This window comes from Aestuariibaculum suncheonense (assembly GCF_014596935.1).
GTDB lineage: Bacteria > Bacteroidota > Bacteroidia > Flavobacteriales > Flavobacteriaceae > Aestuariibaculum > Aestuariibaculum suncheonense.
Genome location: NZ_JACVXC010000001.1, coordinates 53341 through 69288, shown reverse-complemented (window position 1 = coordinate 69288; position 15948 = coordinate 53341). Strand labels below are relative to the sequence as shown.

The window sequence follows — 15948 nt, the reverse complement described above, 5'->3', positions numbered from 1 at the left end:
ATGATAAAAAACGATCTGTTTTTAAGAGCATTAAAAGGCGAAACTGTTAACCGTCCACCAGTTTGGATGATGCGTCAGGCAGGACGCTATTTACCAGAGTTTATGGCATTACGCGATAAGTACGATTTCTTTACACGTTGCCAAACGCCTGAGTTAGCCAGTGAAATTACCGTACAACCTATTCGTCGTTACGGTATGGATGCCGCTATTTTATTTAGTGATATTTTAGTGATTCCACAGGCGATGAATGTCGAGGTACAAATGAAACCAAATTTCGGGCCTTATCTTCCTAACCCAATTCGTACCACCAAAGATGTTGAGAATGTTATTGTTCCGGATGTAAAAGAGGCTTTAGATTACGTTTATCAGGCTATTAAAGCCACCAAAGAATTATTAAACGATGAAATTCCATTAATTGGTTTCGCGGGATCACCATGGACCATTCTTTGCTACATGGTACAAGGTCAAGGCAGCAAAACCTATGATAAAGCTAAAGAATTCTGTTTTACCAACCCAGTAGCAGCACACACCTTACTTCAAAAAATTACCGATACCACCATTGCTTACTTAAAAGAAAAAGTAAAAGCTGGTGTTAATGCCGTTCAGGTATTCGATTCTTGGGGTGGTATGCTATCTCCAACCGATTATCAGGAATTTTCCTGGCAATACATCAATCAGATTATCGAAGCATTAAAAGACGATGCTCCTGTGATTGCCTTTGGTAAAGGATGTTGGTTTGCGCTTCACGAGATGGCACAAAGTAACGCTTCCGCTTTAGGTATAGACTGGACATGTTCCGCAAGAAATGCAAGATATTTAACTGGTGGAAATATCACGCTTCAAGGTAATTTCGATCCATCACGATTATTATCGCCCCCTGCCGATATTAAACGCATGGTTCACCAAATGATTAACGAATTTGGTAAAGATAAATACATCGTTAATTTAGGACACGGCATCCTTCCAAACATCCCACTGGAAAATGCACAAGCATTTGTTGATGCTGTAAAAAACTATAGCGCTTAATTTTTGGGCGTTCCCCTAAGATCGCGCTTTCGGCAGTCGCTTCCCGGTTATTTATAACCGGGAGAGCTTTAACAAAGCCTCTATCGCTAACGCAAAACAACAGCCATGATTAAAAATATCGTTTCAGGAATTAAAGCCTATTTCGGAGCCTTAAGTTTAATCTCGAAACTAAATCTCTGGAAATACTTTGCCATTCCCATGCTTATTAGTTTTATAACGGCTATGGTTATTGGGGTTTCTGCTTACGGACTTTCAGATAATATTGGTGCTTTCATCTCCAAACTTTGGATTTGGGAATGGGGAAAAGACACCTTTACAACCATTGGGAATATTATTGGTGGATTGGTAATTATTATCTTAGGACTAATTTTGTATAAGCATATTATCATGGCCCTATCGGCACCGTTTATGAGTCCGGTTTCCGAAAAAATTGAAGCTCACCTAGTTGGTAGTGATAAAACCTACCGAATTACCTCCTTTACCGAACAACTTTGGCGAGCCATTCGCATTAATGTGCGAAATTTACTCATGGAATTACTTATCACAATTCCACTTTTAATATTAAGCTTTATACCTTTGATAGGCATCCTGTTTACCATACTTATATTCTTCGTTCAATCCTATTACGCCGGGTTTGGTAATATGGATTATACCTTAGAACGGCATTATAAATACAAGGAAAGCATTAACTTTGTAAAACGCCATCGCGGATTAGCCATTGGTAATGGTATCGTGTTTATTTTATTCTTATTAATTCCGTTTATCGGAGTTATATTAGTATTACCATTATCGGTAACCGCGGCTTCAGTAAAAACTATTGAGGCGCTTCATTTAAAAAAAATAATGTAATAATGTCACAGAACCTGCTATCTCCGTTCCAAAAATTCGTGAAAATAGAAAGCTCAAGTGGTATTCTATTATTTCTGGCAACTGTTATTGCCCTTATCTGGGCAAATTCACCAATTTCGGACAGTTATAATACATTGTGGCAATTTAAAATGGGTTTTACGACTCAAAGTTTTGAGCTTAATAAACCTTTAATTCTATGGATTAATGATGGCTTGATGGCTATCTTTTTCTTTTTAATTGGTTTAGAAATTAAACGTGAGTTTTTAATTGGTGAATTAAATTCAGCTAAGAAAGTTGCCTTTCCTTTATTTGGCGCATTAGGGGGCATGGTTATTCCTGTATTGTTTTATACTATGTTAAACCAAAATCCGGAAACCTTGAAAGGTTGGGGTATTCCAATGGCTACAGACATAGCTTTTTCATTAGCTGTTTTAAAAACATTAGGAAACAAGGTTCCTTTAAGTTTAAAAGTTTTTTTAACAGCCTTTGCCATTGTTGACGATTTAGGTGCCGTAGTAGTTATTGCTTTATTCTACAGCGGAAGTATTAAAATTATTTTATTAGGCATTGCCATTGCGATGCTAATCTTTCTTTATATACTTTCTTTTAAAGGGCTTTATTCAAAATTTATAATTATTTTATTCGGTATTATTATCTGGACGCTGTTTTTAAAAGCAGGTATTCACCCGACTCTGGCCGGTATTTTATTGGCTTTTTCTGTTCCAATAAGACAAAAAATTAAAACACGTGAATTTGTTAATAACCTGATAAGCATAACCAACAATGTTAAACAAACTCATGAATTATCTAAACCTATTTTATCGAAGGAACAAATTCATGAAATTGACGATTTAGAAGACTGGATAAAAAAATATCAATCCCCATTACAACATTTAGAAAATAGACTACATGATTGGGTTGCTTATTTTGTCATTCCCATTTTCGCTTTAGCCAATGCCGGTGTTGCATTAAACAGCAGTGTGCCTTTAGATCTTTCCTTAGTTTTTAATATCGCTATCTGCTTGATTTTAGGAAAAAGTGTTGGAATTTCTGTTTTTGTATTACTGGCTAAAAAACTGAAAATTATAGAAATACCATCAGATATTAACACTTTTCATATTATAGGTGTATCCTTTCTTGCCGGCATAGGGTTTACAATGGCTATTTTTATAGCAGGATTGGCTTTTAGTTCAAGTCCAGCGTATATTGACTCTGCCAAAATAGGCGTATTAATAGGGTCTTTAATATCCACTTTGGTGGGCTATGCTATTTTAGCATTCCAAAAAAAAATCATTGAATGACGATTGAAAACATATAATTGAGGATGAAAAATAAATTTTACACATACATACAACAACTTCAAGATACCATTACTTCTAAACTGGAAAACATTGATGGCAAAGCCACATTTCGGCAAGACTTGTGGGAGCGCCCCGAAGGCGGCGGCGGAAGAACCCGTGTCATTGAAAACGGTAATGTATTTGAAAAAGGAGGCGTAAACATCTCAGGCGTTCACGGTAAACTACCCGATACTATGCAGGCGTATTTTGGTGTTGAAGATGCCGATTTTTTTGCCTGTGGATTAAGTTTAGTGCTTCACCCAAAGAATCCGATGGTACCGACAGTTCACGCCAACTGGCGCTATTTTGAAATGTATGATAAAAACGGGAACATTGTAGATCAATGGTTTGGCGGCGGACAAGATTTGACGCCTTATTATCTGTTTGAAGACGATGCCGTACACTTTCATAAAACCTGTAAAACCGCTTGTGATAAACATAACTCGGAATTTTATCCAACCTACAAAAAACGTTGCGACGAGTATTTTTATAACACCCATCGTAATGAAGGTCGTGGTATTGGCGGCTTATTTTTCGACTATTGTAAAGCGACCAAAGACACCAGTATGGAAGACTGGTATAATTTTGTTACCGAGGTCGGTGATAGTTTTTTAGAAGCCTATGTACCTATTGTTGAAAAGCGTAAAGATTTACCGTACACCGACGCTCACCGAACCTGGCAGGAAATCCGTCGCGGGCGTTACGTAGAATTCAATTTAGTACACGACAAAGGCACGTTATTTGGCTTAAAAACAAACGGACGTATAGAAAGCATTTTAATGAGCTTACCACCGCATGTACAATGGGTTTATGATCATCATCCGGAAGTTGGCAGTGAAGAAGAAAAATTAGTTAAGATTTTACAAAATCCTAAATTATGGGTTTAAGAACTTTAGTTATAATTATTTCTTTAACTTTTTACACAACACCTAACATAGCACAAAGTATTACAGACTCTAATGCCGTTAATCTAACCAAATACAAAAAGATTTACCATAACGTTATTACCACTCGTGCCTTTTTTACAAACACATCAAATACCCTAAAAGTAAAAGATAGAAAATCCAATCAGTCTTTTAATTTAGAACCTAATAAACAAGATCGAATTGGTCTTTCTTTGGCATTTAGAAGCTTTAATGTCTCTTATTCATTTGCTCCGGACTTTATAAGCGAAAACAAAGACAATCGAAATTCAAAATTATTCAATCTTAATTTAAGAACCTTTTCAGGTCAACACCTCATGCAAACCTTCCATTTGTTTAATCAAAAGGGATTCTATATCAAAAATAATGAGGTCAATCAATATTTTCCTGAAACAAAAAATTTTAAAATTGGAGGAACAACATCTTATATCTTTAACGAAAATTTCTCCTTTAAAGCCATTTCATCACAAGATGAAAAGCAATTAAAAAGTACCGCAAGTTTTATCCCTAACATAACCTATTATTACTCAAAATTTCATTTAAAAGATAATAGTGCATTTAATAATTTAGACTCAAGCTACTATTCATTGGATATTGCCTTTGCTCCTTCCTATTATTATAACTATGTCCCCTCCAAAAACTTATTTCTATCAGTTGGAATCTCGGCAGGAATTGGTTTAAACCACTCCAAATCTCGTGGCGAAGACCATTTAACAACCCTTTTAACCGAATTAAGCTTTAGAGGCTCAGCAAACTATGATATAAACAATTTATATTGTGGTCTTCATTATAGTTATTTAAGTTTAAATCATAATGCAGATAGCGGTTCTCAAGTAATAGATAACATCCCATTTTTTAATATTTTTGTAGGCTACAGATTTAAAGCTCCTAAAAAATTTATCAAGACTGCTGAAAGTATAAACGAAATGCTAAAATTAAAAAGTTGATGAACTGTTACTGCGGAAATAATAAACCCTATAGTGAATGCTGCGAAGTATTTCATAAAAACGGAGGAAAAACAGAAACTGCCGAACAACTCATGCGCTCGCGTTACAGTGCTTTTGTGTTAGCTAATGGCGACTATTTAATGTTGAGTCATCATAGCTCAACCCGACCTGTAAAAAAGAAAAAAGCCATTGTAAACTGGGCCAAATCGGTACAGTGGATAAAATTGGAAGTTCAAAAAACTTCAAAAGGCACAGCGACCGATAACGACGGTACCGTAACGTTTAATGCTTATTTTTATGAAAACGGCAAGTTAGATGTCATTTACGAAAAATCGGCCTTTGTAAAAGAAAATAACATTTGGAAATATCTAGGATTAAGTCAATAAACCATATGGCTTAAAACACAAAACTTTAAATTATGTATCCATTAAGAAGAAATAGACGATTAAGAGCAAACGAAGCTATAAGAAGCTTGGTTAGAGAAACCATTATTACACCTAACGACTTTTTAGTGCCTTTATTCGTAGTTGAAGGTTCAGGTGTTAAGGAAGAAATCGCTTCCATGCCAAACTACTTCCGTTACAGTTTAGATTTACTGGAAAAGGAAGTAAAAGAACTTTGGAATCTGGGCTTAAAATCGGTGTTACTTTTCGTTAAAGTTCCTGATAACTTAAAAGATAACAAGGGAACAGAAGCATTAAACCCTAACGGACTCATGCAACGCTCTATTAAAACCGTTAAAAATGCTTGTCCGCATATGTTAGTGATGACCGATGTCGCTTTAGATCCGTATTCGGCTTTTGGACATGATGGTATTATTGAAAACGGTATTATCTTAAACGACCCTACGTCTCAGGTACTTTCTGAAATGGCTTTGTCACATGCTCAGGCGGGTGCCGATTTTGTTGCTCCAAGCGATATGATGGACGGTCGCATTATTCAAATGCGTGAATTGTTAGAAGATGAAGGCTTTACAAATACGGGAATCATGAGCTATTCAGCAAAATATGCTTCTGCATTTTACGGACCATTCCGTGATGCTTTAGATTCTGCTCCGGTTGATATGGTAGACATTCCAAAAGACAAAAAGACCTATCAAATGGATTATTCAAATCGAATTGAAGCTATTCGTGAAACCGAAATGGACATTAATGAAGGTGCCGATATTGTTATGGTTAAACCAGGCTTATGCTATTTAGATATTGTGCGTGATATTAAAAATACTGTTGATGTTCCTGTTGCCGTGTATCAGGTGTCTGGTGAATACGCCATGATTAAAGCTGCTGCCGAAAAAGGCTGGTTAGACCATGATGCTGTAATGATGGAGCAAGTTACCGCCATTAAACGAGCTGGTGGCGATATTATCGCCAGCTACTTTGCAAAAGATGTAGTGAAGTTAATTTCATAAAAAATAACCTCAAAACACACTTAAAAGCATATTTTGAGGTTATTCAATTTCAGAATATGCTTTTCTTGTTAAAGGAGTAAATCAGATTTCGTAACTTCGTAGAAAACGATATCTTATTTATGAGCGCACTTCTTTTTTGGGCAACAATTTCTATTTTCTTTTCCTTTTTATGTTCCATACTCGAAGCGGTGTTGCTTAGCGTAACTCCTACGTTTATCAACCTAAAAAAACAAGAAGGTAAAGACTATGCGTTCACTTTAGAAGCTCTGAAAAAAGACATCGATAAACCGCTTATTTCCATTCTAACGCTCAACACCATTGCTCATACAATGGGGGCGATGATGGTGGGAATTCAATCCGAAAAATTACCATATAAAATTGAACTATTTGGAATTAATACCGTAGGAGTAGTTTCAACAATTATGACCTTACTCATTTTAATTGCCTCAGAAATTATTCCAAAAACCATTGGTGCCACTTACTGGAAAAATTTAGCTGGATTTACGGCCACAACCTTAACTATTTTAATTTTCCCTCTAAAATGGACAGGGATGCTTTGGATCTTACAACTAACCACAAAACTGATTGGCGGTAAAGGGCACGGCAGTATTTTAAACAGAGAAAGCTTTATGGCTATGACGGATTTAGCCCATGAAGAAGGCGTTTTTCAAGAAAATGAAAGTAAGGTTATTAAAAACCTGTTGACTTTCAAAGAAGTCTTTGCCAAAGATATCATGACCCCACGAACCGTTATGAAAATTGTAGATGAAAACACAACGGTAGAAGCTTTCTTTAAAAAGAATCTCAATCTTCGTTTCTCAAGAATTCCTATATATGCTAACGATCAGGACAATATTAAAGGGCTCGTTTTAAAAGACGATGTTTACAAAGAAATGGCCTTAGACAACGGCAATAAAAAACTATCTGAATTAAAACGAAACATCATTGTTGTTCCTCGCAACCTTCCTATTCCTACCCTATTCGAAAAATTAATTGATAGTCGAAATCACATGGCTTTGGTAGTTGACGAGTACGGTTCGGTTAGTGGTATTGTAACTGTTGAAGATGTTATTGAAACCTTACTTGGCCTGGAAATTATGGACGAAAGTGATAACGTATCCGATTTACAACATTTGGCCAGAAAAAGCTGGGAGGCTCGAGCAAAACGCTTAGGCATTATTGATGACTCTGAAAATTAACATGGATAGCTGTATTATTAAATCACCTCTAGGCTTTGCCCAAATTACAGGAGATACTTCTGGTATTGCATCAGTCACCGTCTTGAATTCGGAAGAACAGGTTTCTGAAACCATTCCGGAAACCTTAATAGATTGCGTCACCCAACTGAATGAATATTTCGACGGCGAACGAGAAACCTTCAACCTGAAATTAAATCCGAAAGGTACCGATTTTCAACAATCTGTATGGGCATTATTACAACAAATACCTTACGGAAAAAGCATATCTTATTTAGAATTATCCAAACAACTAGGTGACGTTAAAGCCATTCGGGCCGTAGCCAATGCCAATGGCAAAAACCCACTTTGGATTATCGTGCCCTGTCATCGCGTTATTGGCACCAACGGTAGTTTAACCGGTTATGCCGGTGGATTACATCGCAAACAATGGTTACTGGAACACGAAAGCCCCAACCAGCAACAACGTTTATTTTAATACTTATTTTTTGTTTGGACGAGTCATATGAAGACCTTGTTTCCTTAAAATATTTCCTATATTTAATTCAACTAAACCCGATATCATGAAATTTCTGAAGAAACTACTCAAATGGATTGTAATTACTCTTGCTTTACTAATCGCCTTGCTTTATCTTTTCGATTACGGTTATATTATTCGAGGTGCCAGAATAGTGTATTTAACAGGTCATGATACAGCCTTTATTGATGATTACCCCTATTTTGAAAACGACACCATTAAAGCAGGGACAAATCCCAACCCTTGGCCAATTCATAAAAATTACAACACAATAGAAGCCACCGAAAAACTAGAACAAGTAAATGCCGATTGGGGAACTATTGCCTATCTTATTATTAAAAATGATAGTATCTGGTTTGAGAATTATTCCGAAAATTTCGATAAAAACTCAAAAACCAATTCGTTCTCAATGGCCAAAAGTATCACCACATCTTTACTGGGCAAAGCCATTATGGATGGTTATATTAAAAGTTTAGATCAACCCATTAGTGATTTCTATCCGCAATATAGTTATGCCAAAACCACTGTTGGCGATTTAGCCTCTATGGCCTCTGGTTTAGATTGGGTAGAATCTTATACCAGTCCGTTTTCAGTAACAGCCAGAGCAAATTATGATGACGATTTAGCCGAAACCATTCTCAACCAAAAAGTCATAGAAGAGCCTGGAAAAGCATTTAAGTATTTAAGTGGTGACACCCAATTATTGGGTATGATTATTCAAAAAGCTACCGGAAAATCGCTTGCCAAATATTTAACCGAAAGTTTTTGGGAACCTATGGGTGCCACCGACGATGCCCTTTGGCAACTAGACGACCGTAAACATAAACTAGCAAAAGCTTTTTGTTGTATTTCCAGTAATGCCAGAGATTTTGCTCGATTTGGAAAACTTTATAAAGATTACGGAAACTGGAACGGCAAGCAACTACTAGATTCGGCTTATGTAGTAAAAAGCATTACACCGCGTTTCCCCGAAAGTCCGCAATACGGCTATGGCTGGTGGATGAAAGACGTAATTGGCAAACACTTTTTTATGATGCGCGGGCATTTAGGACAATACGTTATCGTACAACCTGAAGACAATGTCATCATTGTACGCTTAGGACACAAAAAATCACCTGACGAACCTGTTGATGATTTCACAAAAGATATTAGTATTTATATAGAAGAAGCTTATAAAATGATGAATAAATGATCTCTAAAATCAACTTAGAAAACATATTATTTTTAGACATTGAAACGGTTCCTGAGGTTCAGCATTTCACAGATTTAGATGAAACCAAACAAGCCCTATGGGAACAAAAATCGCAATACCAACGCAAAGACGATTACACGGCTGAAGAATTTTACGATCGCGCCGGCATCTGGGCGGAATTTGGGAAAATTGTATGTATTTCAGTCGGGTATTTTACGTTTAAAGGCGACATCCGAAACTTTAGAGTGACCTCGTTTTTTGGTGATGAAGCTAAATTATTAAAAGATTTTAAAAATTTACTGAATACACATTTCAACCACCCAAATCATTTGCTTTGTGGCCATAACGCCAAGGAATTCGACTTTCCTTATATTGCGCGGCGCATGATTATAAACGGCATTGAACTCCCGCACAAACTCAATTTATTTGGTAAAAAACCTTGGGAAGTTCCTCATATCGACACCTTAGAACTCTGGAAATTTGGTGATTTTAAAAGCTACACCTCGTTAAAGCTACTTACCAACGTTTTAGGTGTACCTTCGCCAAAAGACGATATTGATGGCAGTGAAGTCTATCGTGTGTATTACGAAGAAAACGAAATCGATCGTATTGTAATTTACTGCGAAAAAGACACTATTGCCGTGGCTCAAATCTTTTTACGATTACGAGGCGACGAGCTATTAACCGATGATGAAATTATTCATATATAAATGCAAAAGAACCCCATTTTAAACATAAAAAACTTAGCCATTGCTTTTGGCGATAACCAAGTGATTCACAACATTTCTTATGAATTATTTGAAAATGAAATACTAGGCATTGTTGGTGAATCGGGTTCTGGAAAATCGGTATCTTCATTAGCTGTTTTAGGGCTACTTCCTAAGAAAATATCGAAGATTACTTCGGGACAAATTCTGTTTCATAATGAAGATTTAACCACAATATCATCCAAAGCATTACAAGATATTCGTGGTAAAAAAATAGCCATGATTTTTCAGGAGCCTATGAGTTCCTTAAATCCGTCTATGACCTGCGGAAAACAGGTTCAGGAAATTCTATTGCAACATACAAAGTTATCAAATCAAGAAGCCAAAGAAGAAACCCTATCTCTTTTTGAAAAGGTAAAACTTCCCAACCCATCACGAGTTTACGATGCCTATCCGCATGAGATTTCCGGTGGACAAAAGCAACGGGTAATGATTGCCATGGCCATAAGTTGCAAACCCGACATTTTAATTGCCGACGAGCCTACAACAGCCTTAGATGTTACAGTACAAAAAGACATTATCAAACTACTGAAAGCGCTTCAGGTTGAGACCAAAATGAGCATCATTTTCATCACACATGATTTGTCCTTAATTTCAGAAATTGCAGACCGCATTCTGGTTATGTATAAAGGTGATATTGTTGAAAAGGGCGATGCGCACACTATATTTCACAAGGCTCAGCACACTTATACTAAGGCTCTCATTAGTGCACGTCCGTCTTTAGACACACGACTAAAAGTATTGCCAACAATTAAGGATTATTTAGAAGGCACGATCAAAGATAGCATTATTACTTACGAAGACCGTAAACAAAAGCATGAGGCCATTTACAGCAAACCACCTTTATTGGAAGTTATTAATGTTGAAAAAGAATATATTTCTAAAAGTGGATGGTTTAGCAAACCCATTACCTTTAAAGCCGTAAATGATGTTAGTTTTAAACTTTATGAAGGTGAAACCTTAGGTTTAGTTGGAGAATCGGGCTGTGGAAAATCAACTTTAGGTAACGCCATTCTTCAGCTAGATAAAGCTACTGCCGGCCAAATACTTTATAAAGGCACAGACATTACCAAACTATCAAATAAGGCGATTAAATCGCTTAGAAAGGATATTCAGATTATCTTTCAGGATCCTTATTCGTCTTTAAACCCGAGAATCCCTGTTGGTGAAGCTATTATGGAGCCCATGCAGGTGCATAAACTTTATAATTCGAATAAAGAACGGAAAACCAAAGTGATTGAAATATTAGAGCGTGTTGGTTTATCAGAAGATTATTTTAACCGTTATCCGCATGAATTCTCAGGAGGGCAACGTCAGCGTATCGGAATTGCACGAACCATAGCTTTACAGCCTAAATTAATTGTTTGCGATGAATCGGTTTCGGCTTTGGATATTTCAGTTCAGGCACAGGTTTTAAATCTGCTTAATGAATTAAAAGACAGTTTCGGTTTTACCTATATATTCATTTCCCACGATTTAGCCGTAGTAAAATACATGTCGGATCAATTACTGGTAATGAATCAGGGTAAAATAGAAGAATTGGGTGATGCTGATACCATTTACAGCACACCCAATTCTGCTTACACTAAAAAATTAATAAAGGCTATCCCGAAAGGATTATAACATGAACACTTTCTTAGTTAAATAGAATAAACTCTTTAAAAACCTAAGGTTTTCACGCATAGTTTCTTTGAATTTACTCTCCGTCATTGTAGGTTGGTCAGGTAGATTTGTTGCAAAATTCATAAGCGTTAAGTTTATGATAGATTTAGGTAAATCTTGATTAATAATTTGGTTTCTTTGGGGATTACTAAGATGCAACTATTTTTCAATATCATCGCTAAAAAACACATAAATTCGATGAAATACATTTATTTTTAACATTTCACCGAATTTATCTTACAAATTTAATATGCTTTCTTACACTTAAAGCTCCATCTCCGGAATGTCGCCTTCAACAATTAAGGTTCCTTCAGTCGCCTTTTGAATCTCTTCAACAGAAACTCCGGGAGCACGCTCTAATAATTTAAACCCATTTGGAGTAACCTCAACAACCGCCAAATTCGTTACAATCTTTTTAACGCAACCTACACCTGTTAAAGGTAAAGAGCATCGCTTTAACAACTTAGACTCGCCTTCCCTATTAGTATGCATCATGGCCACAATAATATTTTCAGCACTAGCTACTAAATCCATCGCTCCCCCCATACCTTTAACCATTTTTCCGGGAATTTTCCAATTGGCTATATCTCCATTTTCAGCGACTTCCATAGCCCCTAAAATCGTTAAGTCGACATGCTGCCCTCGAATCATCGAAAAACTTAACGCAGAGTCAAAAAAACTGGCTCCTGGTAATGTTGTGATTGTTTGCTTTCCGGCGTTGATTACATCGGCATCTTCTTCCCCTTCAAACGGAAAGGGTCCCATACCCAATACACCATTTTCACTTTGAAACTCGACTTCAATATCGTTACGCACATAATTGGCCACTAGCGTTGGGATACCAATGCCAAGATTTACATAGTAGCCATCTTTAACTTCTTTAGCAATACGTTGTGCTATACCTGTTTTATCTAACATAATTAATTTCTTTGTCTTACTGTTCGTTGTTCAATTCGCTTTTCGTAACGCTCGCCTTGTAGAATGCGTTGTACAAAAATTCCGGGTATATGAATCTGGTTAGGATCCAATGCGCCAAGAGGAACCAACTCCTCAACCTCGGCAACCGTAATTTTTGCAGCACCACACATCACTGGATTAAAGTTTCTTGCTGTGCCTTTGAATATTAAATTTCCTGCTTCATCCCCTTTCCAGGCTTTAACAAAGGCAAAATCGGCTTTGAAGGCCTGTTCTAGGATATACATTTTACCATTAAACTCACGCGACTCTTTACCTTCGGCAACTTCGGTTCCATAACCGGCAGGTGTGTAAAATGCAGGAATACCTGCCTGAGCAGCACGACAACGTTCGGCTAAAGTGCCTTGCGGAATCAATTCTACTTCCAGTTCTCCCGATAACATCTGGCGTTCAAACTCTTCATTTTCTCCAACATAGGAAGAAATCATCTTTTTTATTTGCCTCTTTTGAAGTAATAAACCCAACCCAAAATCGTCTACTCCTGCATTATTAGATATACAGGTTAACCCTTTTACGTCCAAATTCACTAACTCGGCAATAGCATTTTCAGGAATACCACTTAGGCCAAACCCGCCGACCAAGAAGGTCATATTATCGGTTACACCCTCTAAAGCCTCCTGTATATTATCAACTTTCTTATTTATCATTATTATTAGTTTTAGCTGCATAAATTTACGAATAACAAAATGACAAGTGCAAAATATTGTGAAATAAAAAACCCGTTCTATTGCTGAACGGGTTAACATATTTTTATAAAATTGAATTATTTAAAACTCTAAATCGTCTGGTGTGTCTTTTTCATCTTGAATCACTGTGTCGCCTTCCGGAATATTATCACAATCTACATGAATGGATAAGTTTTCTGGTGCTTCAAAATCTGCCTTAGACACGTTCAATGTTTCATCGGCATAGCAACTCTTCATATACATACCCCAAATTGGCAGCGCCATGGTTGCTCCTTGTCCGTAAGTAATCGATTTAAAATGTACAGAACGATCTTCTCCACCTACCCAAACGCCGGTCACTAAATTCGGCACCATTCCCATAAACCAACCATCACTCTGATTTTGTGTTGTTCCTGTTTTACCTGCAATCGGGTTTTCTAGTTCGTACGGATACCCTGTTATCACTTCCTTATAAACCTGATTATTTACACCCCAGTTTCCACGCAATCTAGTTCCTGAACCTCCCCGTGTAACACCTTCTAAAAGTTTAACCGTTACATAAGCGGTTTCTTCACCTACTACATCGCGGGTTTCTGGCTTAAACTGATATAAAATCGTCCCGTTCTTATCTTCAATTGTGGTTACCATTACAGGTTTGGTATACACTCCTTTATTCGCAAAAGTCGAATAAGCACCCACCATTTCATAAACACTTAAATCGGCAGTTCCCAGAGCAATGGATGGCACCGGAGGAATCTCCGAATCCACACCTAATTTATCAACCAACTCTATTACGGTTTCAGGACCTACTTTATCCATTAAACGTGCAGTAACCGTATTCACAGAATTTGCTAAAGCATTTTTAAGCGTCATCATACCACCGTATTTCCCATCGGAATTTTTAGGACACCAGTCTTCCATATTTCCATACTTCAGCTTTTCAATACAGAATGGCGTATTAGGAAATTCGTCGCAAGGTGATAAGTGCAACTGATCAACAGCTGTGGCGTAGACAAAAGGTTTAAACGTTGATCCCACCTGACGTTTTCCTTGCTTTACCATATCGTATTGGAAGTGACGATAATTCATACCGCCTACCCAGGCTTTAACATGTCCGGTTTGCGGATCCATAGACATCATTCCGGTACGCAAAAACGATTTGTAATAACGCATAGAATCGATAGGTTTCATAATCGTATCTATTTCTGAAGGTTTACCTTCCTTCCATGCAAATACCGACATTGGAACCGGCTTTTGAAACGATGCTTCAATCTCTTTATTCGATTTTCCTAAATCGTATTTCATATGTCTCCAGCGCTCAGACTGACGCATACCATTTTTCATAAGTGCATCAATCTCTTCTTTAGACAAATCCAAGAAGGGTGCCGTTGGATTTCTATCCGGTGTATTTTGATGGAAAAATTCTTTTTGAAGCTTCGCCATGTGCTTTTGTACGGCATCTTCAGCGTATTGCTGCATTCTGGAATCGATGGTTGTATAAATCTTTAATCCGTCGTTATATAGATTCCATTTTGTGCCATCAGGTTTCGGATTATTCTTAATCCAATCTTTCATGAAAGTATCAAGGTATCCTCTAAAATACGTTGCAATCCCATCGCGATGCGATTGTGGGGTATATTTTATATCCAGTTCAGTTTTTTGAAGGGAATCTTTAACCGCATCGGTAATATAGCCATACTTAGCCATTTGAGATAGTACCGTGTTACGTCTTTGTCTCGTTAATTCTTCGCGTACCCTTGGGTTAAATAACGCTGCATTTTTAAACATACCCACCAACATGGCCGACTCTTTCAAGTCTAATTCCATCGGCTCTTTATCGAAATAAATACTTGCCGCACTTCGAATACCATCGGCATTATTCAAGAAATCATAAATATTGAAATACTGCGCTATAATTTCTTCTTTGGTGTACTGGCGCTCCAAACGAATAGCAATAATCCACTCTTTTACTTTCTGAAGAATACGTTCAACTATGTTTTTAGAACCTTCTCCATGAAACAACTGCTTGGCTAACTGTTGCGAAATGGTACTGGCACCACCTCCACTTCCTAACTTTACCACAGCTCTAAGTGTACCAATAGCATCGACACCCGAATGCTGCTCGAAACGTGCATCTTCAGTAGCTATTAAAGCATTGACTAAATCCTTAGGTAAATCGTCGAAACCTACCGGCGTTCTATTATCGTTAAAGTAAAATTTACCAAGCGTTTTTCCATCTGAGGAAATAATTTCTGTAGCTAAGTTTGTTTTTGGATTTTCTAAAACGGTATGGTCGGGCATTTCGCCGAAAGCGCCCCAAGATGCCAGTAAAAATATTAAGACTACCGCCAGAACTCCAGCCGTAAATAGCATCCAAAACCAACGTATATATTTAGAGAAGTTTGTAGTAGGTTCTGCTTCTTGTTTTTTTGTTGCCATGTACTTTTATTTATAAATACGTTTTGAACAATGTCTATAGAT

At 37.1% G+C, this 15948-nt stretch carries 15 protein-coding genes; 12 read left to right on the top strand and 3 right to left on the bottom strand.

The window, feature by feature from the left end:
* From hemE to ICJ84_RS00295, 12 genes are all read left to right on the top strand, one after another.
* A complete protein-coding gene (hemE, locus tag ICJ84_RS00350; protein ID WP_188214374.1) occupies positions 1 to 1026 on the top strand; it encodes a uroporphyrinogen decarboxylase in 1026 nt (341 codons plus the stop codon).
* Between the two features lie 105 nt (positions 1027 to 1131).
* Positions 1132 to 1875: an EI24 domain-containing protein gene (locus ICJ84_RS00345; RefSeq protein ID WP_188214373.1), complete on the top strand. Its 744-nt coding sequence runs from the start codon at positions 1132 to 1134 to the stop codon at positions 1873 to 1875.
* A gap of 2 nt (positions 1876 to 1877) precedes the next feature.
* On the top strand, positions 1878 to 3176 hold the full coding sequence (gene nhaA / locus ICJ84_RS00340; protein WP_188214372.1) for a Na+/H+ antiporter NhaA: 1299 nt from the start codon (positions 1878 to 1880) through the stop codon (positions 3174 to 3176).
* A 23-nt stretch (positions 3177 to 3199) separates the two neighbouring features.
* The gene (gene hemF / locus ICJ84_RS00335; RefSeq protein WP_188214371.1) at positions 3200 to 4102 is read left to right on the top strand and encodes an oxygen-dependent coproporphyrinogen oxidase; all 903 of its coding nucleotides are present in this window, start codon (positions 3200 to 3202) and stop codon (positions 4100 to 4102) included.
* Positions 4093 to 5085, top strand: coding sequence for a DUF4421 family protein (locus ICJ84_RS00330; protein WP_188214370.1), 993 nt, complete (start codon positions 4093 to 4095; stop codon positions 5083 to 5085). The genes hemF and ICJ84_RS00330 overlap by 10 nt, the downstream gene beginning before the upstream one ends.
* Positions 5085 to 5471, top strand: coding sequence for a YchJ family protein (locus ICJ84_RS00325; RefSeq protein WP_188214369.1), 387 nt, complete (start codon positions 5085 to 5087; stop codon positions 5469 to 5471). The genes ICJ84_RS00330 and ICJ84_RS00325 overlap by 1 nt, the downstream gene beginning before the upstream one ends.
* 32 nt (positions 5472 to 5503) lie before the next feature.
* Complete coding sequence (hemB, locus tag ICJ84_RS00320; protein ID WP_188214368.1) at positions 5504 to 6493, top strand: porphobilinogen synthase; 990 nt, start codon at positions 5504 to 5506, stop codon at positions 6491 to 6493.
* A gap of 119 nt (positions 6494 to 6612) precedes the next feature.
* Positions 6613 to 7692 carry a CNNM domain-containing protein gene (locus tag ICJ84_RS00315; RefSeq protein ID WP_188214367.1) on the top strand — a complete coding sequence of 360 codons (1080 nt, stop codon included), beginning with the start codon at positions 6613 to 6615 and terminating at the stop codon, positions 7690 to 7692.
* A 1-nt stretch (position 7693) separates the two neighbouring features.
* Positions 7694 to 8167, top strand: coding sequence for a methylated-DNA--[protein]-cysteine S-methyltransferase (locus ICJ84_RS00310; protein WP_188214366.1), 474 nt, complete (start codon positions 7694 to 7696; stop codon positions 8165 to 8167).
* Between the two features lie 85 nt (positions 8168 to 8252).
* On the top strand, positions 8253 to 9398 hold the full coding sequence (locus ICJ84_RS00305) for a serine hydrolase domain-containing protein (protein ID WP_188214365.1): 1146 nt from the start codon (positions 8253 to 8255) through the stop codon (positions 9396 to 9398).
* Positions 9395 to 10108 (top strand): 3'-5' exonuclease, encoded by a 714-nt coding sequence (locus tag ICJ84_RS00300; RefSeq protein ID WP_188214364.1) that lies wholly within the window; start codon positions 9395 to 9397, stop codon positions 10106 to 10108. The genes ICJ84_RS00305 and ICJ84_RS00300 overlap by 4 nt, the downstream gene beginning before the upstream one ends.
* Entirely contained in the window at positions 10109 to 11788 is a 1680-nt protein-coding gene (locus ICJ84_RS00295) for an ABC transporter ATP-binding protein (RefSeq protein WP_188214363.1), read from the top strand. It begins immediately after the preceding gene.
* A 303-nt stretch (positions 11789 to 12091) separates the two neighbouring features.
* Here ICJ84_RS00295 and ICJ84_RS00290 read toward each other — a convergent pair whose 3' ends face one another.
* The 3 genes from ICJ84_RS00290 to ICJ84_RS00280 form a co-directional block, all read right to left on the bottom strand.
* A complete protein-coding gene (locus ICJ84_RS00290) occupies positions 12092 to 12745 on the bottom strand; it encodes a 3-oxoacid CoA-transferase subunit B (protein WP_188214362.1) in 654 nt (217 codons plus the stop codon).
* Between the two features lie 2 nt (positions 12746 to 12747).
* Positions 12748 to 13449 carry a CoA transferase subunit A gene (locus ICJ84_RS00285; protein WP_188214361.1) on the bottom strand — a complete coding sequence of 234 codons (702 nt, stop codon included), beginning with the start codon at positions 13447 to 13449 and terminating at the stop codon, positions 12748 to 12750.
* 120 nt (positions 13450 to 13569) lie between these two features.
* The gene (locus ICJ84_RS00280) at positions 13570 to 15906 is read right to left on the bottom strand and encodes a penicillin-binding protein 1A (RefSeq protein ID WP_188214360.1); all 2337 of its coding nucleotides are present in this window, start codon (positions 15904 to 15906) and stop codon (positions 13570 to 13572) included.
* Positions 15907 to 15948: the final 42 nt, after the last annotated feature.

Coding starts and splice junctions, on each gene's coding strand:
- hemE (WP_188214374.1), top strand. CDS start 1: ATGATAAAAAACGATCTGTTTTTAAGAGCATTAAAAGGCGAAACTGTT.
- ICJ84_RS00345 (WP_188214373.1), top strand. CDS start 1,132: ATGATTAAAAATATCGTTTCAGGAATTAAAGCCTATTTCGGAGCCTTA.
- nhaA (WP_188214372.1), top strand. CDS start 1,878: ATGTCACAGAACCTGCTATCTCCGTTCCAAAAATTCGTGAAAATAGAA.
- hemF (WP_188214371.1), top strand. CDS start 3,200: ATGAAAAATAAATTTTACACATACATACAACAACTTCAAGATACCATT.
- ICJ84_RS00330 (WP_188214370.1), top strand. CDS start 4,093: ATGGGTTTAAGAACTTTAGTTATAATTATTTCTTTAACTTTTTACACA.
- ICJ84_RS00325 (WP_188214369.1), top strand. CDS start 5,085: ATGAACTGTTACTGCGGAAATAATAAACCCTATAGTGAATGCTGCGAA.
- hemB (WP_188214368.1), top strand. CDS start 5,504: ATGTATCCATTAAGAAGAAATAGACGATTAAGAGCAAACGAAGCTATA.
- ICJ84_RS00315 (WP_188214367.1), top strand. CDS start 6,613: ATGAGCGCACTTCTTTTTTGGGCAACAATTTCTATTTTCTTTTCCTTT.
- ICJ84_RS00310 (WP_188214366.1), top strand. CDS start 7,694: ATGGATAGCTGTATTATTAAATCACCTCTAGGCTTTGCCCAAATTACA.
- ICJ84_RS00305 (WP_188214365.1), top strand. CDS start 8,253: ATGAAATTTCTGAAGAAACTACTCAAATGGATTGTAATTACTCTTGCT.
- ICJ84_RS00300 (WP_188214364.1), top strand. CDS start 9,395: ATGATCTCTAAAATCAACTTAGAAAACATATTATTTTTAGACATTGAA.
- ICJ84_RS00295 (WP_188214363.1), top strand. CDS start 10,109: ATGCAAAAGAACCCCATTTTAAACATAAAAAACTTAGCCATTGCTTTT.
- ICJ84_RS00290 (WP_188214362.1), bottom strand. CDS start 12,745: ATGTTAGATAAAACAGGTATAGCACAACGTATTGCTAAAGAAGTTAAA.
- ICJ84_RS00285 (WP_188214361.1), bottom strand. CDS start 13,449: ATGATAAATAAGAAAGTTGATAATATACAGGAGGCTTTAGAGGGTGTA.
- ICJ84_RS00280 (WP_188214360.1), bottom strand. CDS start 15,906: ATGGCAACAAAAAAACAAGAAGCAGAACCTACTACAAACTTCTCTAAA.